The organism is Streptomyces griseus (assembly GCF_900460065.1).
GTDB lineage: Bacteria > Actinomycetota > Actinomycetes > Streptomycetales > Streptomycetaceae > Streptomyces > Streptomyces griseus.
The window spans coordinates 103,362-123,970 of the sequence record NZ_UAVD01000002.1; the positions used below are offsets into that span (position 1 = coordinate 103,362).

The following is a 20,609-nucleotide window of genomic DNA, read 5'->3' on the forward strand; positions in this document are numbered from 1 at the left end:
CGCAGCGCGGACCCGCCCACGGCGGGCGAAGGGCTCATGGCGGCCGGCGGGCGAAAGGACTCACGGCCTCCCGCCGGTACGCGTCGGGACAAGAGGAGTCACGAAGCCTGCCGACGCGCGCACGCGTCCCTCGCGAAGAACAGGGACCTACGACGCCTGCGGGTACCCGCACGCGTCCCTCGCGAAGAACAGGACCTACGACGCCTGCCGGTACACGTACGCGTCCTTCGCGAAGAACTCCGCCAGCACCGGCGCGATCACCTGGGGCGCCACCTCACGCATCTGGCCCGTCAGCGTGCGGTGCCGGCCGCGCGGCAGCGCCTCGGCCAGGGTCCGGGTCGCCGCGCGCGCCGGAGGGCTGCTGAAGCCGCCGCAGATCACCAGGGTCCGGGCCGCCACGGCCGCGAACCTCTCGACCGGGACCGCCCCGTCGCCCAGCAGGGCGTCGTCGTACGCCAGCGTGTGCGCCATCGCCTCCAGCTCCGCCCACAGCGCGGTGCGCCGCATCCGGGCGGCCGTCTCCTCCGCGACGCCCGTCATCGACAGGAACAGGTCCACCGCCCCGCCCCGGTCACCGGCCGCCAGCAGCCGGTGCAGCCGGGCCGTGCACCGGGCCTTGAACAGCAGCCCCGACGCGCCCGGCGTGTAGGGCGGCTCGTACACGGCGAGCAGCTCCACCGGCAGCCCGGCGGCGACCGCCTCTAGGGCCAGCGCCCCGCCCGCCGCCATCCCGAAGACCGACGCGCCGGCCCCGGCGGCCCCGACGACGGCGGTCAGGTCCTCGACCTCCCGCGCCGCGGACCAGCGCCCCGCCTCACCGCTCGCGCCCCGGCCCCGGCGGTCGTAGGTGAGCACCGTGAAGCGCGGCGCGAGCAGGGCGGCGAGCGGCGCGTCGGCCGCCGAGGCGCTCAGCGCCCCGCCGACCAGCACCAGCGGCGGGCCGTCGCCCTGGCGTCGATAGGCGATCGGCGTGCCGTCGGCGGAGAGAATCCTGTCCATGGGAGAGGAGACCGGGGCGGCCCCGGAAACTCATCGCTCCCCCCGGAAAAACTTCGCCGGCGGCCGTCGTGCGGTCAGCCGGCCACCGTCTCCGCCGCGTAGAAGCAGAAGTGGTCCTTGATCGCGGCGACTTCGGGCTTCGGATCCGGGTAGGCCCAGACGAGATCGGCGGCCCCGGGGCGGGACCAGTAGGAGGCGTCCCCCTTGAACGGGCAGTGGGTGGAGGTGTCCGAGGGGGCGAGCAGGTCGGTGCGGACGTCCTCGGGCGGCAGGTAGTAGCGGACCGGACAGCCGGTCTCGCGGAGCACGAGCGGACGGCGGCTCTCGGCCAGAAGCTGTCCGTCGTGCACCACCCGGACGTGCTCGGTGCCCGGCTCGACGGTGATGCGGTGTCCTCGCGTGGCAGTCATGCCTGGTGCAGCGGCGTACCCGCCCGAAATCTTCCCGCCCCACCGCTCCGGCCGGAACTCCGACCGGAACGAGGGAGTGATCGGGGGAGTGTCCGAGGCGGGTCGTACGGTTGGCCCATGAACATCTGCGTCTTCCTCTCCGCCGCCGACCTCGACGACCGCTACACCGTGCCCGCCCGCGAGTTCGCCGAGCTGCTCGGCCGGGGCGGGCACACCCTCGTCTGGGGCGGATCGGACAAGGGGCTGATGAAGGTCGTCGCGGACGGTGTGCAGGCGGCCGGGGGCCGGCTCGTCGGGGTGTCGGTCGAGTTCCTCGCCGCGAGCGCCCGCCCGAACGCCGACGAGATGGTCATCGCCCGCGACCTCGCCGAGCGCAAGGCGCTCCTCCTGGAGAAGGCCGACGCCGTCGTGATCATGGTCGGCGGGACCGGGACGCTCGACGAGGCCACCGAGATCCTGGAGCTGAAGAAGCACGGCAAGCACGTCAAGCCGGTCGTCCTGCTCAACACGGCCGGTTTCTACGACGGCCTGCGCCAGCAGTTCCAGCGCATGGAGGACGAGGGCTTCCTGCCCGTCCCCCTGACCGAACTGGTCTTCTTCGCCAAGGACGGCGTCGGCGCGCTCGCCTACCTGGAGGAGGCCGCGGGACTTCAGTGAGCGGTCCCGGGTCCAGAAGCGGCGCTCGCCCCCGGAGGAGACCGCCGGACTCCGGCGAGCGTCCCGGATCCGGGGCCTGTTTCGAACGTCCCGCCTGCTCGGCGACGCCGGGCACGCACGCTCGCCGCGTCGTCGGGGTCACCCCGGTTCATCCGGTGTCGGCGCGCTCCTCCGGCCGTGCGGTCGCGCGCACCCGACCCCGCGGGGCCGCCCTTCGGGCGACGACGGCAGCCTGACGACAGGACCTAGGATCGGCCCATGGCTACCCACCTCATCACCGGCGCCGGGTCCGGCATCGGCGCCGCTGTCGCCCGCCGTCTCCAGGAGCGCGGCGACGACGTCGTCCTGCTCGCCCGCGACGCCGGCCGGGCCAAGGAGTTCGCCGACCGCCACCCGGGCGCGGGCACGCTCGTCGGCGACCTCGGCAACCCCGACCGGCTGTCCTGGGCGTTCGGCCAGCAGTCCCTGCCCGAGCGGATCGACACCCTCCTGCACATCGCGGGAGTCGTCGAACTCGGCGAGGTCGGCGAGCTCACCCCCAAGGCCTGGCACTTCCAGCTCAACGCCAACCTGATCGCCCCCGCCGAGATCACCCGGCTCCTCCTCCCGCAGCTCCGCGTCTCCCAGGGCCACGTCCTGTTCGTGAACTCCGGGGCGGGCCTCGCCGCCCACGCCGGGTGGAGCGCGTACGCCGCGAGCAAGCACGGCCTCAAGGCGCTCGCCGACTCCCTGCGCCACGAGGAGCACGGCAACGGGGTGCGCGTCACCTCCGTCTACCCGGGCCGCACCGCCAGCCCCATGCAGGCCAAGGTGCACCAGCAGGAGGGCAAGGAGTACGACGCGGCCCGCTGGATCGACCCCGAGTCGGTGGCCACCACGATCCTGATGGCGATCGACCTGCCGCGCGACGCCGAGGTCAACGACCTCACCGTCCGCCCCGGCCGCTGACGGTCCCGGGGCGCCGGGCACCCGCGCCGGACCGTAGGCTTCCCGCGTGAGCGAGAAGAACGAGTTCAGCGGATGTCCGGCGACCGGCATCGGGTCGATGCCCGGAGGAGACGCGAGGGAGGCGGCGAAGACCGTCACCGGCTCCTTCGCCGACGGCCAGGGCATGCCGTACCTGGCGGAGCTGCCCGCGCGCGGCCCGGGCGCCGACATGATCGGCCGGACCGTCGGCCTGCTCGTCGAGATGTACGGACACCTCCAGCCGAGCGGCTGGCGGACCAGCGACCGGCCCGGCCGCGACACCCGCCGCGCCCGCTCCTGGCTGGGGGAGGACCTGGACGCCCTGGAGGAGTTCACCCAGGGGTACGAGGGCCTGCTCAAGGTCCAGGCCGTCGGCCCCTGGACGCTCGCCGCGGCACTGGAGCTGCGCGGCGGCGAGGCCATGCTGGCCGACCCCGGCGCCTGCCGGGACCTGGCCGGGTCCCTGGCCGAGGGGCTCCGCGCCCACCTCGCGGAGGTCCGCCGCCGGATGCCCGGGGCGAAGGTCGTCCTCCAGCTCGACGAACCCTCCCTGACCACCGTCCTGCTGGGCCGGGTCCGCTCCGCCAGCGGCTACCGCACCTACCGGGCCGTCGACCGCCAGATCGTCGAGGCCGCCCTGCGCGACGTCCTCGCCGCGGCGGGCGAGCACGGCACGACGCTCGTCCACTCCTGCGCCCCCGAGGTGCCGTACGCGCTGCTGCGCCGGGCCGGGGCCGACGGCATCTCGCTCGACTTCTCGTTGCTCACGGAGCGTGAGGAGGAGGCGATCGGGGAGGCCGTCGAGGGCGGCACCCACCTCTTCCTCGGCGTCGTGCCCTCCACGGACGCGGCTTCGGGGGGATTGTCGGACCCTGGCGGTAGCGTCATGGGGGTCAGGACGCTGTGGAGCAGGCTGGGGCTGGATCCGGGGACTCTCGCCGAGTCCGTCACGATCACCCCGTCGTGCGGGCTCGCGGGCGCGTCGCCCGCGTACGCCCGCACCGCGCTCGCCCACAGCGCCCGGGCGGCGAGGTCGCTCGCGGACAACCCGGAGTGACGGGGACGACGGGTACACAGGAGGACGGGACGATGGCGGGCGAGGATCGGGTGGAGCAGGAGAGCTCTGTGCCGGCGGACGTGCGGGAGAAGCACGCGCTGCTGGCCGAGCAGATCGAGGAGCACCGCTTCCGCTACTACGTGAAGGACCAGCCGGTCGTCAGCGACGCCGACTTCGACCGGCAGCTGCGCTCCCTGGAGGCACTGGAGGAGGAGCACCCGTCGCTGCGCACCCCGGACTCCCCGACCCAGAAGGTCGCCGGGCCCTACCGCACGGAGTTCACCTCCGTGGAGCACCGCGAACGCATGCTCTCGCTGGACAACGCCTTCGACGACGAGGAGCTGGCCGCCTGGGCGGACCGGGTCGCCAAGGACGTCGGCACGCCCGACCACCACTTCCTGTGCGAGCTCAAAGTCGACGGCCTCGCCGTCAACCTCACCTATGAGCACGGCCGCCTGACCCGGGCGGCGACCCGCGGCGACGGCCGCACCGGCGAGGACATCACCCCCAACGTGCGGACGATCGCCGAGATCCCGCACCGGCTGAAGGGCGAGGACATCCCCGCGCTCGTCGAGATCCGCGGCGAGGTCTTCTTCCCCATGGAGGACTTCGAGGAGCTGAACGCCCGGCTGGTCGCCGCCGACGACAAGCCCTTCGCCAACCCGCGCAACGCGGCGGCCGGTTCGCTGCGCCAGAAGGACCCGAAGGTCACCGCCACCCGCCCGCTGCACATGGTGGTGCACGGCATCGGGGCCCACGAGGGCCTGAGCATCGACCGCCTCTCCGCCGCCTACGACCTGCTCCACACCTGGGGCCTGCCCACCGCCCGGCACAACAAGGTCGTCGACTCCCTCGCCGGCGTACGGGAGTTCATCGCCCACTACGGCGAGAACCGGCACTCCGTGGAGCACGAGATCGACGGCGTCGTCGTCAAGCTCGACGAGATCCCGCTCCAGGGGCGCCTCGGCTCCACCTCGCGGGCCCCGCGCTGGGCCATCGCCTGGAAGTACGCCCCCGAAGAGGTCAACACCAAGCTGGTCAACATCCGCGTCGGCGTCGGCCGCACCGGCCGCGTCACCCCGTACGCCCAGGTCGAACCGGTCGAAGTGGCCGGTTCCGAGGTCGAGTTCGCCACCCTGCACAACCAGAACGTGGTCAAGGCCAAGGGCGTCCTCATCGGCGACACCGTGGTCATCCGGAAGGCCGGCGAGGTCATCCCCGAGATCCTCGGTCCCGTCGTCGACCTGCGCGACGGCACCGAGAAGGCCTTCGAGATGCCGACCCACTGCCCCGAGTGCGGCACGGAGCTGCGTCCGATGAAGGAGGCCGACATCGACCTCCGCTGCCCCAACGCCCGCACCTGCCCCGCCCAGTTGCGCGAACGCGTCTTCTACCTCGCCGGGCGCAAGAGCCTCGACATCGACCACTTCGGCTATGTGGCCGCCGCGGCCCTCACCCGGCCGCTGGAGCCCGCCGAGCCCGTCCTCAAGGACGAGAGCGACCTGTTCTCCCTCACCGTCGAGCAGTTGCTGCCGATCCGGGCGTACGTCCTGGACCAGGACAGCGGGCTGCCCAAGCGCGACCCGAAGACCGGCGAGGAGAAGATCGCGACGGTCTTCGCCAACCAGCAGGGCGAACCGAAGAAGAACGCGGTGGCCATGCTGGAGGGCATCGCCGCCGCCAAGGACGCCCCGCTCGCCCGGGTCCTCACCGGGCTCTCCATCCGGCACGTGGGCCCGGTCGCCGCCCAGGAGCTGGCCCGCCAGTTCCGTTCCATCGAACGGATCGACGAGGCGACCGAGGAGGAGCTGGCCGCCGCCGACGGCGTCGGGCCCACCATCGCCGCCTCCGTCAAGCAGTGGTTCGCCGAGGACTGGCACCGCGAGATCGTGCGCAAGTGGCGCGAGGCCGGGGTGCGGATGGCGGACGAGGGCTCCGACGAGGACGAGGGCCCCCGCCCCCTCGAAGGGCTCACCGTCGTCGTCACCGGCACCCTCGCCGGCCACACCCGCGACGGCGCGAAGGAGGCGCTCCAGGCGCTGGGCGCGAAGGTCGCCGGATCGGTGTCGAAGAAGACCGCGTTCGTGGTCGTGGGCGACAACCCGGGCTCCAAGTACGACAAGGCGATGCAGTTGAAGGTGCCGGTGCTCGACGAGGACGGATTCGCGATCCTGCTCGAACAGGGACCCGAACGTGCGAAGGAGGCGGCTCTGCCCGTCCCCGAGGCCGCGCCCGCGGCCGACCCGGAGAACAGCGGGGAGTAACCGCCCGCCGGACCCGTGTTCGCCCCCCGTTCTCCGGATCGAGACGCCTTCGAGACGCTTCCACGGCGTGGCGCGGCACGTACGGGGAAGGAAACGGGGCAGAGGGGTGAAGAAGGGGCCGGCGTTCCCCGAATGGCCCTGCCGCGCCACCCGTTCGGGGCAATAGCAGATGGTGACGGGTGGTCGGTTCGCATTCGGGCAAGAGCTGTAGAGCGCTGCCCCTGGAAGCCTTTCGCGGCCTACTGTTGGAAGGTGCGCCCGCCGTGCACGGCTGCCCGACCGGGTCGTGGTGCCGCGGGAGCGGGCGCCACCGAGGGCCATCGGCACCGCCGGCTGTGAGAGGGACGGAATGAAACCGACCGAGAGCGCCGCCCCGGTGTCGCGGCTGCAAGGTTTCGTCGGCCTCACGCCCCCCGTGGGCGCCGTCGTCGTGGGGATCGCCGCGGTGCTGCTCGCGGTCGGGTCCTACCGGACCGTCCAACAGGGGCACGCGCTTTTCCCGGACGGTGCGGTCGGCTGGTCCCTCGCCGTGCTCACCGGGATCATCGTCGGCCATCTGGTGGCGCTCGGCCGTGACCGGTGGTGGGGCGGCACGGGCTCCGGGGCGGCCCTCACCCTCGCGGTGCTGCTGCTGTTCGGCTGGCTGCCGGCCGTGCTGGTCAGCCTCGCCGTCGTGGTGCTCGTCGGGACCGCCCGCAGACACCGCTGGTGGCAGGGGCTCCTGCACGGCGGGGTGGACATGCTGGGCATCGGCGCGGCGGCCCTCGTGCTGGCCGCCTTCGGCGAGGTGCCCACCGTCGAGGAACCCTGGCAACCACTCGACTGGGGCATCGCGGCCGTCCCGGAACTGCTCCTGACGGCGTCGACGTATCTGCTCGTCACCCGGGTCCTGCTGTGGTACGCCCAGGCCCCGCACAACGGCGGGCTGCCCACCATCGCCCGCACCGCGATGCTGCGGCAGGGGCTCGTCGCGGTCGCGCTCCTCGGGCTCGCCCCGCTGATCTGCGTCGTCGCGATGTCCATGCCCGTCCTGCTGCCGCTGTTCGCGGTGCCGCTGATCGCTCTCGACTCCACGCTCTGGATCGCCCGCGCCCGTGCCGAGGAGCAGCTGCGCGACCCGCTGACCGGGCTGCCGAACCGACAGTGGCTGCTGGAGCGGACCTGGTCGGCGCTGGAGGACGCGGAGTCCATCGGGACCCGCTCCGCGCTGGTCCTCATCGATCTGGACCGCTTCCGCGCGGTCAACGACACCCTCGGCCACCTGGCCGGCGACCGGCTGCTGCTCCAGATAGCGGAGCGCCTGCGGCTGGCCCTGCCGCGCGGCGCGGAGGCGGCCCGGCTCGGCGGCGACGAGTTCGCCGTCCTGCTGCCGCACACCGACTCCACCACCAGTGCCCAGCAGGTAGCCCGCCATCTGGTCGCCGAACTGTCCTCGCCGCTCGACCTCGACGGGCTGACCCTCGTCCTGGAGGCCAGCGCCGGGGTCGCCGTCTACCCCGACCACGCCCTGGACGCCGAGGGGCTGCTGCGGCGCGCGGACGTCGCGATGTACCAGGCCAAGCGGGACCGCACGGGCGTGGAGGTCTACGAGTCCAAGCGGGACAGCAACACCCCCGACCGGCTCGGGCTCCTCGGCGATCTGCGCCGGGCGCTGGACGCGGGCGAGGTCGAGCTGCACTACCAGCCCAAGGTCCGCTTCGACGGGCAGGTCGCCGGACTTGAGGCGCTGGTGCGCTGGGTGCATCCGGAGCGCGGCCGGGTCCCTCCGGACGAGTTCATCGCCATCGCCGAGTCCTCCGGTCTGATGCCGCACCTCACGGAGTACGTCCTGGAGACGGCGCTCGCCCAGGTCGCCCGGTGGCGGGCGCAGGGCCTGTTCGTGCCCGTCGCGGTCAACGTCTCCCCGCGCGACGTCCACACCCCCGGCTTCGCGGGGGGCGTCGCGGCCCGCCTCGCCCGGCACGGTGTGCCCGCGGGAGCGCTCCAACTGGAGATCACCGAGCATGTGCTGCTGGAGGACCCGCAGCGTGCCGCCGACACCCTGGCCGGGCTCACCGCGCACGGCGTGAAGATGTCCCTCGACGACTTCGGCACCGGCTACTCCTCCCTGGTCCACCTGCGCAGACTGCCGGTCAGCGAGCTGAAGATCGACCGGTCCTTCGTGGCCCGGCTGGCGGTCGACCACGAGGACGCGGAGATCGTCCGCTGCACCATCGACCTGGCCCACTCGCTCGGCCTGGTCGTCGTCGCCGAGGGCGTCGAGGACGACGAGACGTGGGAGCGGTTGCGGGACCTCAGGTGCGACGCGGTGCAGGGCTGGCTGGTGGCGGCCGCGATGCCGCCCCAGGAGACGACGGCCTGGCTGCGGGCGCGCGGCGAGCACGGCTGGCGCAGGCCCGCCGAGCTGAAGGCCCAGGCGGCGGCCGCCGCGGGATCGGCGACGGCCTCGGCGACCGGCTCGATGAACGGGTCGCTGAACGGCGCGGTGAACAGCGCGGTCAACGGCGCGGTGAACGGCGCGGTGAACGGCGCGGTGAACCGGGCGACGAACGGCCCGGCGGAGACCGAAGCCCCCTGAGGAGCGCGGGGGCGGAGCCCGTGGAGGCGTAGCCCGATCGGGGCGGGGCACCCGCCCCCGGGAGACCCCATAGGATTGGGGGTCGGTGGCACATCTCCACCTGCCGCGCGACGCCTGGCACGCACGCTCGCCGCGTTGCCGAAACGCCCACGTGGCTCCGCCACGAGGGCGCTCCGGCGCCTTGCGATCGCACGCACCGGACGCCGCGCTGCCCGTCCCTCGGACGGACGGGGAAATGTGCCACCGACCCCCGGCCACAACCACACACCAACCCCTGAGGATCGCTGCATGCCTGGCATCACGCGCGAGGAGGTCGCCCACCTCGCCCGGCTGGCGCGTCTGGAGCTGAAGGGCGAAGAGCTCGATCACTTCGCCGGTCAGCTCGACGACATCATCGGCGCGGTCGCCCGCGTCTCCGAGGTCGCCGACCAAGACGTACCGCCGACCTCCCACCCGCTGCCGCTGACCAACGTCATGCGCGCGGACGAGGTCCGTCCGTCGCTCACCCCCGCGCAGGCGCTCTCCGGCGCCCCGGCCCAGGAGCAGCAGCGTTTCAAGGTGCCGCAGATCCTGGGGGAGGACTGATCGCCATGACGGACATCAGCACCATCATCAAGCTCACCGCGGCCGAGATCGCCGGGAAGATCGCCTCCGGCGAGCTCACCGCCGTCGAGGTCACCGAGGCCCACCTGGCCCGGATCGACGCGGTCGACGAGAAGGTCCACGCCTTCCTGCACATCGACCGCGAGGGCGCGCTCGCCCAGGCCCGTGCCGTGGACGCCAAGCGGGAGGCGGGCGAGAAGCTCGGCCCGCTGGCCGGCGTCCCGCTCGCGCTGAAGGACATCTTCACCACCAAGGACATGCCGACCACCGTCGGTTCCAAGATCCTCGAGGGCTGGGTGCCGCCGTACGACGCGACGCTCACGCGGAAGCTGCGCGCCGCCGACGTCGTCATCCTCGGCAAGACCAACATGGACGAGTTCGCCATGGGGTCCTCCACCGAGAACAGCGCCTACGGCCCCACCGGCAACCCCTGGGACCTCACCCGGATCCCCGGCGGCTCCGGCGGCGGCTCCTCCGCCGCCCTCGCCTCCTACGAGGCCCCGCTCGCCATCGGCACGGACACCGGCGGCTCGATCCGCCAGCCCGCCGCCGTCACCGGTACGGTCGGCGTCAAGCCCACCTATGGCGGCGTCTCCCGCTACGGCATGGTCGCCTTCTCGTCCTCCCTCGACCAGGGCGGGCCCTGCGCCCGCACGGTCCTGGACGCGGCGCTGCTGCACGAGGCCATCGCCGGGCACGACCCGCTGGACTCGACGTCCATCGACGCCCCGGTCCCGCCGGTCGTCGAGGCCGCCCGCAACGGCTCCGTACAGGGCATGCGCGTCGGCGTCGTCAAGCAGTTCCGCGGCGAGGGCTACCAGGCGGGCGTCCTCCAGCGCTTCGACGAGTCGGTCGAGCTGCTGAAGTCGCTGGGTGCGGACGTCGTCGAGCTGGACTGCCCGTCCTTCGACCTGGCGCTCTCCGCGTACTACCTGATCGCCCCGTCCGAGTGCTCCTCCAACCTGGCCCGCTTCGACGCCATGCGCTACGGCCTGCGGGTCGGCGACGACGGCACGAAGTCGGCCGAGGAGGTCACCGCGCTGACCCGCGAGGCGGGCTTCGGCGACGAGGTCAAGCGCCGCATCATCCTGGGGACGTACGCGCTCAGCTCCGGCTACTACGACGCGTACTACGGCTCCGCCCAGAAGGTCCGCACCCTCATCACCCAGGACTTCGAGAAGGCCTTCGAGCAGGTCGACGTGATCGTCTCGCCGACGACCCCGACCACCGCCTTCCCGATCGGCGAGCGCGCCGACGACCCGATGGCGATGTACCTCGCGGACCTGTGCACCATCCCCACCAACCTGGCCGGCAACTCCGCCATGTCGCTGCCCTGCGGCCTGGCCCCGGAGGACGGTCTGCCGGTCGGACTGCAGATCATCGCCCCCGCCATGAAGGACGACCGGCTCTACAAGGTCGGAGCCGCCGTCGAGGCCGCCTTCGTGGAAAAGTGGGGGCACCCGCTGCTTGAGGAGGCTCCGTCGCTGTGAGTGCCATGGCAAAGAAGGCCAGTAACTTCAAGAAGTCCAAGACCGGGCTGTACGTCTCGCTCGGCAGTACCGCGTTCGGCGCGATCAGCATCGCCAAGCAGGCGAAGCTCGCCCGCCAGGACAACGACGTGCTGCGGCTCGTCGACGCGGCGGTCTCCGCGGCCGCCATCGTCACCGGACTCGCGATCCTCTATCGCGAACTGAAGCGTCTCGGCGACGACGACGTTCTGCTGGGCTGAGAGGGAAAGTTTCACCGTGACTGTCACTGACCTGGTGTCGTACGAGGACGCGCTCGCGTCCTACGACCCCGTCATGGGCCTCGAAGTCCATGTCGAGCTCGGCACCAAGACCAAGATGTTCTGCGGCTGCTCCACGGAGCTGAAGCAAGACGCCAACTCCCAGACCTGCCCGGTCTGCCTCGGACTGCCCGGCGCGCTGCCGGTCGTCAACGAGATCGGCGTGGAGTCGGCCATCAAGATCGGTCTCGCGCTCAACTGCAAGATCGCCGAGTGGTGCCGCTTCGCCCGGAAGAACTACTTCTATCCGGACATGCCGAAGAACTTCCAGACCTCCCAGTACGACGAGCCGATCGCCTTCGACGGCTATCTGGACGTCCAGCTGGAGGACGGCGAGATCTTCCGGGTGCAGATCGAGCGCGCCCACATGGAGGAGGACACCGGCAAGTCGACGCACGTCGGCGGCGCCACCGGCCGTATCCACGGCGCGTCCCACTCCCTGCTCGACTACAACCGGGCCGGCATCCCGCTCATCGAGATCGTCACCAAGCCGATCGAGGGAGCCGGCGCCCGTGCCCCCGAGGTCGCCAAGGCGTACGTCGCCGAGCTCCGCGAGCTGATCAAGGCCCTCGGGGTCTCCGAGGCCCGCATGGAGATGGGCCAGATGCGCTGCGACGTCAACCTGTCGCTGCGCCCCAACGGCACCGAGATCTTCGGTACCCGCTCCGAGACGAAGAACGTGAACTCGCTGCGCTCGGTCGAGCGGGCCGCGCGCTTCGAGATCCAGCGGCACGCCGCCGTGCTGTCCTCGGGCGGCACGATCGTGCAGGAGACCCGGCACTTCCACGAGGAGGACGGCTCCACCACGGCCGGCCGCATCAAGGACAACGCCGAGGACTACCGCTACTTCCCCGAGCCGGACCTGGTCCCCGTCGCGCCCGCGCGCGACTGGGTCGAGGAGCTGCGCAAGGGCCTCCCCGAGCTGCCCCGGCTGCGCCGGGCGCGGCTCAAGGAGGAGTGGGGCGTCTCCGAGCACGACATGCAGTCCATCCTCAACGCGGGCGCGGTCGAGCTGATCGTCGCCACGATCGAGGCGGGCGCTCCGGCGGACCAGGCCCGCAAGTGGTGGATGGGCGAGCTGGCCCGTAACGCCAACGAGACCGGCCGCGGCCTGGACGAGCTGCCGATCACCCCGGCGCAGGTCGCCCGGGTGGCCGCGCTCGTCGCCCGGGGCGACCTCAACGACAAGCTGGCCCGCCAGGTCATCGAGGGCGTCCTCGCGGGCGAGGGCGACCCGGACACCGTCGTCGAGAAGCGCGGTCTGAAGGTCGTCTCCGACGAGGGCGCGCTGTCCACGGCCGTGGACGAGGCCATCGCGGGCAACGCGGCCATCGCGGACAAGATCCGCGGCGGCAAGGTCGCGGCGGCCGGCGCGCTCGTCGGCGCGGTCATGAAGGCCACCCGAGGCCAGGCGGACGCGGCGCGCGTGCGCGAGCTGATCCTGGAGAAGCTCGGCGTCGAGGGCTGACCCCCTGATCGTCCCGGAGGGGCGGCGCACCCGTACCGCGGGCGTGCCGCCCCTTCACCCATCCTGAGAGACCCCCCTGAACACCGTCACCGCCGAGCTCGTCTCCTTCGCCCTGCTGCTGGGCGTCCTCGCCTTCGCCGTGCTGCGCCCCCGGGGCCTGCCGGAGGCGACCGTCGCCGTGCCCGCCGCCGTCCTCGTGGTGGCCGTCGGGGCGGTGTCCTGGCCCGAGGCCCGCGAGCAGGTCGGCGAACTGCTGCCGGTCGTGGGGTTCCTCGCCGCGATCCTGGTGCTGGCCCGGCTCTGCGCCGACGAGGGGCTGTTCCGGGCCGCCGGGGACTGGGTCGCCCGCGCCTGCCGGGGGCAGACCCGGCCCTTGCTCGGCGGCGTCTTCGTCATCGCCTCCCTCGTCACCGCCGTCCTCAGCCTGGACGCCACCGTCGTCCTGCTCACCCCGGTCGTCCTCGCCACGGCGGCCCGGGTCGGCGCGCGGCCCCGCCCGTACGTCTACGCCTGCGCGCACCTGGCCAACTCCGCCTCCCTCCTGCTCCCCGTCTCCAACCTCACCAACCTGCTGGCGTTCACCGCGAGCGGCCTCTCCTTCACCCGGTTCGCCGCGCTGATGGCGCTGCCGTGGCTCGCCGCCATCGCCGTCGAGTACGCCGTGTTCCGCCGCGCGTTCAGGGCCGACCTGGCCGCCGGGGCGCACACGCCGGATCCCGGCGCGGAGCGCACGCCCGTCCCCGTCTTCACGCTCGTCGTGCTGGCGCTGACCCTGGCCGGGTTCGTCGTGACCTCGTTCGCCGGCGCCGAGCCGCTCTGGGCGGCGCTGGCGGGGGCCCTCGTGCTCGCGGCCCGGGCGCTGGCCGGACGGGAGACCACACCGGTCGCCGTCATCCGCTCGGCCAACCCGCTGTTCTGCCTGTTCGTGCTCGCGCTCGGCGTCGTCGTCAAAGCGGTGGTCGACAACGGACTCGGCGACGGGATAGCGGCCCTGCTGCCCGACGGCGACACCCTGCCCGCGCTGCTCGGCGTCGCCGTGGTCGCCGCCCTGCTCGCCAACCTGATCAACAACCTGCCCGCGATCCTCGCCCTGCTCCCGATCGTCGCCACGGCCGGGCCCGGACCGCTGCTCGCCGCCCTGATCGGGGTGAACATCGGGCCGAACCTCACCTACGTCGGGTCGCTGGCCACGCTCCTGTGGCGCCGCGTCCTGCACGCCCACGGGCAGGCCCCGGAGCTCGGCCACTTCACCCGGCTGGGGCTCGCGACCGTACCGGCCACCCTGCTGGCCTCGACCCTCGCCCTCTGGGCATCGCTGCACCTCATCGGGGTGTGAACACCCCCTGAGCAGCCGGTTGGACTTCTCGCCCGACCTCTTGGACGTTCACCACCGGTCCGTACGCAGTCCTTCCCGAAGCCACCTGGGCTGGCTAGCTTCCCGGCTGTAACCCCCGGGACCAGGAGGCTCTTTTGACCACGGACATGTCACGGCGACGGCTTTTCGCGCTGGGCGGCGGCGCACTCGGCGCCGCTGCGGCCGGATCGTTCCTGCCGCCGTCGCTCCAGGCCGCCATCGCCGCGCAGCCCGCCCACGCGGGGTCCGGCGCGGGAGGCCTCGGCTCCATCAAGCACGTGGTGATCCTGATGCAGGAGAACCGCTCCTTCGACCACTACTTCGGCACCCTGCGCGGCGTACGCGGCTTCGGCGACCGCAACGCCATCGAACTGCCCACCGGCGGAACCGTGTTCGAGCAGCCCGGGGCGGGCGGCTCCGCCGTGCTGCCCTTCCCGGTGCGCGGCGCGGCCGCGGAGCAGAAGAAGGACCTCCAGTACATCGGCGCCCTCGACCACTCCTGGAACGGCGGCGCGAAGGCCTGGGGCGGCGGCTGGATGAACGGCTGGATCAGCGCGAAGACCGCCGCCACGATGGCGTACTACGACCGCCGTGACATCCCGCTCCACTACGAGCTGGCCGACACCTTCACCGTCTGCGACGCCTACCACTCCTCGATCCACACCTCCACCAGCCCCAACCGCAACCACCTCTGGAGCGGGAAGACCGGCTTCGAGGCGAACGGGAAGCGGGCCGTCGGCAACGACGCGTACAACGAGGGCACCCACCCCGGCTACGACTGGTCCACCTACGCCGAGCGACTGGAGAAGGCCGGGCGCAGCTGGCGGACGTACACGGAGTGGGAGAACTTCACCGACAACCAGATCGAGTTCTACGCCACCTTCAAGGCGATCGCCCGCAAGGCCCTGGCCAAGACCGGCGGCCCCACCTACATGGAGGCCTTCTACGCCAAGGTCCGGGGCGCGTCGGAGGCCGAGCGCACCCGGCTGCTCGGGCTGCTGGAGGAGGGCGTCGCCACCCTCACCCGGCGTGAACGCAGCCTGTTCGAGCGGGGGCTGCGCCGGGTTCCGACCGGGACCCTGGCGGACGAGTTCGCCAAGGACGTGGCCGCCGGGACGCTGCCGGAGGTCTCCTACCTGGTGCCCTCGGCGATCGACTCCGAGCACCCGAGCACCTCGTCGCCGGTGCACAGCGCCACCATCGTCTACAAGATCCTCGACGCGCTCGGCAAGCACCCCGACGTCTGGCGCCACACCGCCGTGCTGATCAACTACGACGAGAACGACGGCTTCTTCGACCACGTCCCGCCGCCCGTCGCACCCCCCGAGGTCACCGACGAGCAGTGGGAGGGCCGGCCCACCGGCCTCGGGATCCGGGTGCCGCTGCTGGTCGTCTCGCCGTGGACCGTCGGCGGGTACGTCTGCTCCGAGGTCTTCGACCACACCTCCGTGATCCGGTTCCTGGAGCGCTGGACCGGGGTGAAGGAGCCCAACATCGGCGACTGGCGGCGCCGCGTCACCGGCGACCTCACCTCCGCCTTCGACTTCACCCGGGCCCGGCGGCAGCCCGCCGTGCGGACCCCCGGGGCGATCCCGCCGTTCGAGGGCCGCTGGCAGCCGAAGCCGCCCGCCGTCCAGCGCCTCCCCGAACAGGAGCCCGGCCGGCGCCCGGCACGCCCGCTGCCCTACCGGCCGGACGCCGAGGCGCGGCGGGCGGAGGGCGGACTGCGGGTGGAGCTGGACAACGGCGGCCGGTCCTCGGCGCACTTCGCGCTGTACCCGTATGCGGGCGAGTTCCCGGCCCCGCAGCACAAGGACGTCCGGGGCCGGGCGCACTGGACGGTCCCGGTGGCGGGGGAGGCGTACCGCTTCACGGTCACCGGGCCGAACGGCTTCCGGCGCGAGTTCGCCGGACCGGCCGACGGAGGAGCGGAGGTCGCCTCCCGCATCGACCACCACGACCGCGACGTGCACCTCACCCTGCGCAACACCGGCCGCCGGACCCTGACCTTCCTGGTGCGCCCGCTCGGCTACGTCGACGAGGACGACCTGCGGGACTGGACCCGGCGCGTCACGGTCAAGCCGGGCCGCAGCCGGACGCTCGTGCACTCGGCCGCCGACGCCCACGGCTGGTACGACCTCGCCGTCACGGCCGACGGGGAGGACGGCTTCCGGCGCCGCCTCATGGGGCACATCGAGAACGGCCGGGCGAGCGTCTCGGGCTGAGGCCGCCGGGCCTGATCCGTCCCGTATAAGGGGCAGATCAGGCCCTGTGACCATGGCCACGAAACGGACAAAGGATCACGATCTGCTGTCAGAGTGGGCGGTCTCAAGGTCATGAGGCGTTTACGGGCAGATCGGGTTGTCTGCGGGTAAAGGTCCACGAACCCGCAGGGAGCTCATCCGTTGGCTGCCATCGCCCGCTGGTGCATCAGGCACCGCCTCGTCGCCGTCCTCATCTGGCTCGCCGCCCTCGGCGGCACCGCCGCCGCGGCCGGCTTCGCGGGCTCGGCGTACTCCAACGACTACGAGGTCCCCGGCACCGAATCCGGCCGGGCCACCGAACTCCTCTCCCGCGGTTTCTCCGACCTCGGCGGTGACACCGACACCGTCGTCTGGCACACCACCGACTCCACGGTCCGGGCCGCCGACGTCGAACAGACCATGACCCGGACGCTCCACGCGATCGAGGAGCTGCCGGGCGTCGGCGCGGTCACCGGCCCCTACGGCGGCACCGGCCCCGGCCAGATCAGCGAGGACGGCCACACCGCCTACGCCACGGTCACCTTCGACCGCCCCGCCGACGAGATCCCCGCCTCCCAGGCCCAGGCCCTCGTCGACACCGCGAAGGCAGCCGAGGCCGACGGGCTCCAGGTCGAACTGGGCGGCACCGCCGTCGCCCTCACCGAAGCGCCCTCCGTCCACCTCGCCGAGGGCGTCGGCGTCATCGTCGCGGCCGTCGTGCTTTTCCTCGCCTTCGGCTCGCTCGCCGCCAGCCTGCTGCCCATCGCCACCGCCCTGGTCTCCGTGGGCACCGCCTACGCGGGCATCGTGCTGCTCGGCCACGTGATGACCGTGGCGGACTTCGCCCCGATGCTCGGCATGCTCATCGGGCTCGGCGTCGGCATCGACTACGCCCTGTTCATCGTCACCCGGCACCGCAGAGGGCTCCGGCGCGGGATGTCGGTCGACGAAGCGGCCGAGAACGCCGTCACGACCACCGGGCGCGCGGTCGTCTTCGCCGGGGCCACCGTCTGCATCGCCCTGCTCGGCATGCTGATCCTGCGGCTGAGCTTCCTCAACGGCGTCGCCATCGCCGCCTCGCTCACCGTCGTCCTCACCGTGATGGCCTCGGTCACCCTGCTGCCCGCGCTGCTCTCCCGCATCGGGATGCGGGCGCTCAGCCGCCGCGAGCGGCGACAGCTCGCCGAGCACGGTCCGCGTCCCGAGCTGCCCACCGGCTTCGCCGCCCGCTGGTCCGCCTTCGTGGAGCGCCACCCCAAGCTGCTCGGCGGGATCGCGGCCGTCGTCATGGTGGTCCTCGCCCTGCCCGCTCTCGGCCTCCACCTGGGCACCTCCGACCAGGGAAACAACCCGGCCGGCGCCACCACCCGGCAGGCCTACGACCTGATCGCCGACGGCTTCGGGCCCGGCGTCAACGGCCCCCTCACCATCGCCGCCCAGCTCGACGGCGCGGACGACCGGCTCGCCCTGGACTCGCTGCCCGAGAAGCTGCGTACCACCGAGGGCGTCGCGTCCGTCAGCCCGGTCACGTACAACGGCTCCGGCGACACCGCCTTCCTCACCGTCGTCCCCGACTCGTCCCCCCAGTCGCAGGACACCAGCGAGCTGGTCGACCGGATCCGGGGCGACGTGCTGCCGCCGGTCCAGGACGCCACCTCGCTGGAGGCCCACGTCGGCGGGGTCACGGCGAGCTACGACGACTTCGCCGAGATCATCGTCGGGAAGCTGCCCCTCTTCGTCGGGGTCGTCATCGGACTCGGCTGCCTGCTCCTCCTCCTGGCGTTCCGCTCCATCGGCATCCCGCTCAAGGCCGCCGTGATGAACGTGGCCGCCGTCGCCTCCTCCTTCGGAGTCGTCGTGGCCGTCTTCCAGTGGGGGTGGGGGAGCGAGCTGCTCGGCCTCGGCAGCGCCGGGCCCATCGAACCCTTCCTCCCCGTGATCATGGTCTCGGTCCTCTTCGGCCTCTCCATGGACTACCAGGTCTTCCTGGTCGGCCGGATGTACGAGGAGTGGCTGGAGACCGGCGACAACCGGCGGGCGGTACGGGTCGGGCTCGCCGAGACCGGCCGGGTCATCAACTCCGCCGCCGTGATCATGATCTCCGTCTTCCTCGCCTTCGTGCTCAGCGGCGACCGGGTCATCGCCATGTTCGGCATCGCGCTGGCCACCGCCGTCGCCCTGGACGCCTTCGTCCTGCGCACCCTGCTGGTGCCCGCCCTGATGCACATGCTCGGCGGGGCGAACTGGTGGCTGCCGGGCTGGCTGGAGAAGCGGCTGCCCAGGATCAGCATCGAGCCGCCCGACTGCGTACCGCTCCGTGCGAAGATCCCGGGGGCACGCGGTACGGGTGCCGAAGAGGGCGCCGGGCCGGTGACGGTCCGGCCCGCCGAGAAGGAGCACGATGTTCGCCGTATCCCTGGGTGACGACGGGGCGCAGCTCTGCCCGCTGGAGGTCTGGCAGGCCGAGGAGCTCCTCGCCCACATGGACCGGGCCCGGGAGCTGGTCGACGCCTGGATCCCGCTGGCCTCGGCCGTCACCGACCCGGACTCGGCGCGCGCCCTGCTCCGGCGGTACGCGGAGAAGCAGGCGACGGACACCGGGCGGCTGTACGGCATCCGGCTGGACGGCGTCCTCGTCGGCGGCGTCCTCTTCCGGACCTTCGACGCGGAGTCCGGCACCTGCGAGATCGGCGTGTGGCTGGAGCCCGCCGCCCAGGGCCGAGGCCTGGTCACCCGCGCCGCCGAGCGCCTGATCGACTGGGCGGTGCACGAGCGCGGCATGCACCGCGTGGAGTGGGTCGCCTCCGCCGCGAACACCAGGTCCGTCGCGGTGGCGAAGCGGCTCGGTATGACGCGGGACGGGGTGCTGCGGCAGAACTACCTCCACCGGGGCGTGCGCCACGACTCCGAGGTCTGGTCCGTCCTCGCCCCGGAATGGCGGGCCCGCACCGCGCGCTGAGCCCGCCGCGGGCCCGGTGCGCCCCCGCCGGGGACCCGCCGCGGCCCCGGTGAGGCCCCGGCGTTAAGAGGGCTCTCATCCGGGCCGCCTAGCGTGCGGCGCATGAACACCACCCCCTCCGGGACGAGCACCCCGTCCACGACCACCCCGTCCGCCGGGACGACCGACCCCGCCGACGCCGTCGCGGAGAAGACGACCGCCCAGGACCCCCTGGTGAAGGAACCCGCGGACGACGCCACCGGTGCGCCGTCCGACGGCGCCACCGCGTCCCCCGACGACCCCGCCGGGCAGACGGACGCCGAGGACGACGACGCCCTGGAGCCCGACCCCTTCGAGGAGGCCCGGCGCGGCGTCGGGGCGGGCGCGGCGGCCGTCGTCTCCGCCGCCCTCGGCATCGTCGCCCTGACCGGCGCGTGGACCGGCCGGGTCGCCGCCGAGCGCGAGACGCTCATCGGTCAGATCCAGACCTCCGGCGGCGGCAGCGCGGCCCAGCAGATCTCCGAGATCTACGGGGACGCCTGGCACACCACCGCCCTGGTCAACGGCCTCTTCGCCGTCCTGGCCCTGCTCGTCGGCGTCTTCGTCCTGGTCCGCCCCGCCTTCGGCACCCCCTCCGAGCGTCCGCAGCCCACCTGGATCCGCGCGGTCGCCCTGGCCGGTGTCGCCCTCGGCGCCATCGGCGTGCTGATCTCCGCGGGCATGTACTTCGACCTCATCCTCTCCCTGCCCACCGCGGGCGCCCCGGCCGGCGGCTGACCTCGCCCCCGGCTCCGTACGGCACGGGGCCCAGGGAGTGTCCGGCCGGGCCCGGCCCCGATCCGCCGGACCTCCCTCAGGCCCTGTCGTCGAACTGCCGCCCGCCCCGCGGGCGACGACGGCAGTTCGACGACAGGACCTAAGGCCCCCGCCCACCTCTCGGACACCCGGCGGCCCGCCCTAAGGCCCCCGCCGCCGCGAAGATGCGGAACTCGCCCGATGCGGCGCCCCCTCCCGGCCGACGACAGTGGACACACGGCGAACACGGGGCCCGGCCGACCGGCCGGGCACCTTGCCGGTCCGCTGCCACGACCAGGAACCAGGGGCACACCATGTACGAGTACGAGCTCTACCGCTCCACCTCCGCCGAGCTGATCCGCCGGGCCGACGCCGAGCGCGAGATCGGCCGGGCCCGTCGCGTCCGCCGGGCCGCCCGCCGTAGTGGGCGCCAAGACCCGGAGGGGAAGGTGAGGCAGGGCGACCGCGGCCGCTTCGCCCCGGCCGCCTGA

General features: G+C 72.8%; 17 protein-coding genes. 15 read left to right on the forward strand and 2 right to left on the reverse strand.

Going from position 1 to position 20,609, the window contains the following annotated elements; all coding sequences use genetic code 11:
• Window positions 1-195: 195 nt before the first annotated feature.
• On the reverse strand, window positions 196-999 hold the full coding sequence (locus tag DTB53_RS01045) for an alpha/beta fold hydrolase (RefSeq protein ID WP_012378935.1): 804 nt from the start codon (window positions 997-999) through the stop codon (window positions 196-198).
• A 74-nt stretch (window positions 1,000-1,073) separates the two neighbouring features.
• Window positions 1,074-1,409 (reverse strand): DUF427 domain-containing protein, encoded by a 336-nt coding sequence (locus DTB53_RS01050; protein WP_003966100.1) that lies wholly within the window; start codon window positions 1,407-1,409, stop codon window positions 1,074-1,076.
• 117 nt (window positions 1,410-1,526) lie between these two features.
• Here DTB53_RS01050 and DTB53_RS01055 point away from each other — a divergent pair, with 117 nt between their 5' ends.
• The 15 genes from DTB53_RS01055 to DTB53_RS36750 all read left to right on the forward strand — a co-directional run bounded on the left by DTB53_RS01055 (window position 1,527) and on the right by DTB53_RS36750 (window position 20,609).
• Window positions 1,527-2,066, forward strand: coding sequence for an LOG family protein (locus DTB53_RS01055; RefSeq protein WP_012378934.1), 540 nt, complete (start codon window positions 1,527-1,529; stop codon window positions 2,064-2,066).
• 258 nt (window positions 2,067-2,324) lie between these two features.
• On the forward strand, window positions 2,325-3,014 hold the full coding sequence (locus tag DTB53_RS01060; RefSeq protein WP_012378933.1) for an SDR family oxidoreductase: 690 nt from the start codon (window positions 2,325-2,327) through the stop codon (window positions 3,012-3,014).
• 46 nt (window positions 3,015-3,060) lie between these two features.
• Window positions 3,061-4,089: a methionine synthase gene (locus DTB53_RS01065; protein ID WP_012378932.1), complete on the forward strand. Its 1,029-nt coding sequence runs from the start codon at window positions 3,061-3,063 to the stop codon at window positions 4,087-4,089.
• Window positions 4,090-4,121: 32 nt separating this feature from the next.
• Window positions 4,122-6,353 (forward strand): NAD-dependent DNA ligase LigA, encoded by a 2,232-nt coding sequence (ligA, locus tag DTB53_RS01070; protein WP_012378931.1) that lies wholly within the window; start codon window positions 4,122-4,124, stop codon window positions 6,351-6,353.
• Between the two features lie 349 nt (window positions 6,354-6,702).
• Window positions 6,703-8,931 (forward strand): putative bifunctional diguanylate cyclase/phosphodiesterase, encoded by a 2,229-nt coding sequence (locus DTB53_RS01075; protein ID WP_042496055.1) that lies wholly within the window; start codon window positions 6,703-6,705, stop codon window positions 8,929-8,931.
• A gap of 288 nt (window positions 8,932-9,219) precedes the next feature.
• Complete coding sequence (gatC, locus tag DTB53_RS01080; RefSeq protein WP_003966094.1) at window positions 9,220-9,516, forward strand: Asp-tRNA(Asn)/Glu-tRNA(Gln) amidotransferase subunit GatC; 297 nt, start codon at window positions 9,220-9,222, stop codon at window positions 9,514-9,516.
• A 5-nt stretch (window positions 9,517-9,521) separates the two neighbouring features.
• A complete protein-coding gene (gatA, locus tag DTB53_RS01085) occupies window positions 9,522-11,024 on the forward strand; it encodes an Asp-tRNA(Asn)/Glu-tRNA(Gln) amidotransferase subunit GatA (protein WP_003966093.1) in 1,503 nt (500 codons plus the stop codon).
• A gap of 5 nt (window positions 11,025-11,029) precedes the next feature.
• On the forward strand, window positions 11,030-11,263 hold the full coding sequence (locus tag DTB53_RS01090; RefSeq protein ID WP_018492329.1) for a hypothetical protein: 234 nt from the start codon (window positions 11,030-11,032) through the stop codon (window positions 11,261-11,263).
• Window positions 11,264-11,279: 16 nt separating this feature from the next.
• Entirely contained in the window at window positions 11,280-12,788 is a 1,509-nt protein-coding gene (gene gatB / locus DTB53_RS01095; protein WP_012378929.1) for an Asp-tRNA(Asn)/Glu-tRNA(Gln) amidotransferase subunit GatB, read from the forward strand.
• Window positions 12,789-12,864: 76 nt separating this feature from the next.
• Window positions 12,865-14,124: an arsenic transporter gene (locus tag DTB53_RS01100; protein ID WP_032774160.1), complete on the forward strand. Its 1,260-nt coding sequence runs from the start codon at window positions 12,865-12,867 to the stop codon at window positions 14,122-14,124.
• Window positions 14,125-14,258: 134 nt separating this feature from the next.
• Window positions 14,259-16,367, forward strand: coding sequence for a phosphocholine-specific phospholipase C (locus DTB53_RS01105; RefSeq protein WP_012378928.1), 2,109 nt, complete (start codon window positions 14,259-14,261; stop codon window positions 16,365-16,367).
• Window positions 16,368-16,547: 180 nt separating this feature from the next.
• Window positions 16,548-18,809, forward strand: coding sequence for an MMPL family transporter (locus DTB53_RS01110; protein ID WP_012378927.1), 2,262 nt, complete (start codon window positions 16,548-16,550; stop codon window positions 18,807-18,809).
• Window positions 18,787-19,344, forward strand: a complete 558-nt coding sequence (locus DTB53_RS01115) for a GNAT family N-acetyltransferase (RefSeq protein ID WP_012378926.1) — start codon at window positions 18,787-18,789, stop codon at window positions 19,342-19,344. Before DTB53_RS01110 ends, DTB53_RS01115 begins: the two co-directional genes overlap by 23 nt.
• Window positions 19,345-19,446: 102 nt before the next feature.
• On the forward strand, window positions 19,447-20,100 hold the full coding sequence (locus DTB53_RS01120; RefSeq protein WP_042496049.1) for a hypothetical protein: 654 nt from the start codon (window positions 19,447-19,449) through the stop codon (window positions 20,098-20,100).
• Between the two features lie 332 nt (window positions 20,101-20,432).
• Window positions 20,433-20,609, forward strand: a complete 177-nt coding sequence (locus DTB53_RS36750; RefSeq protein ID WP_003966085.1) for a hypothetical protein — start codon at window positions 20,433-20,435, stop codon at window positions 20,607-20,609.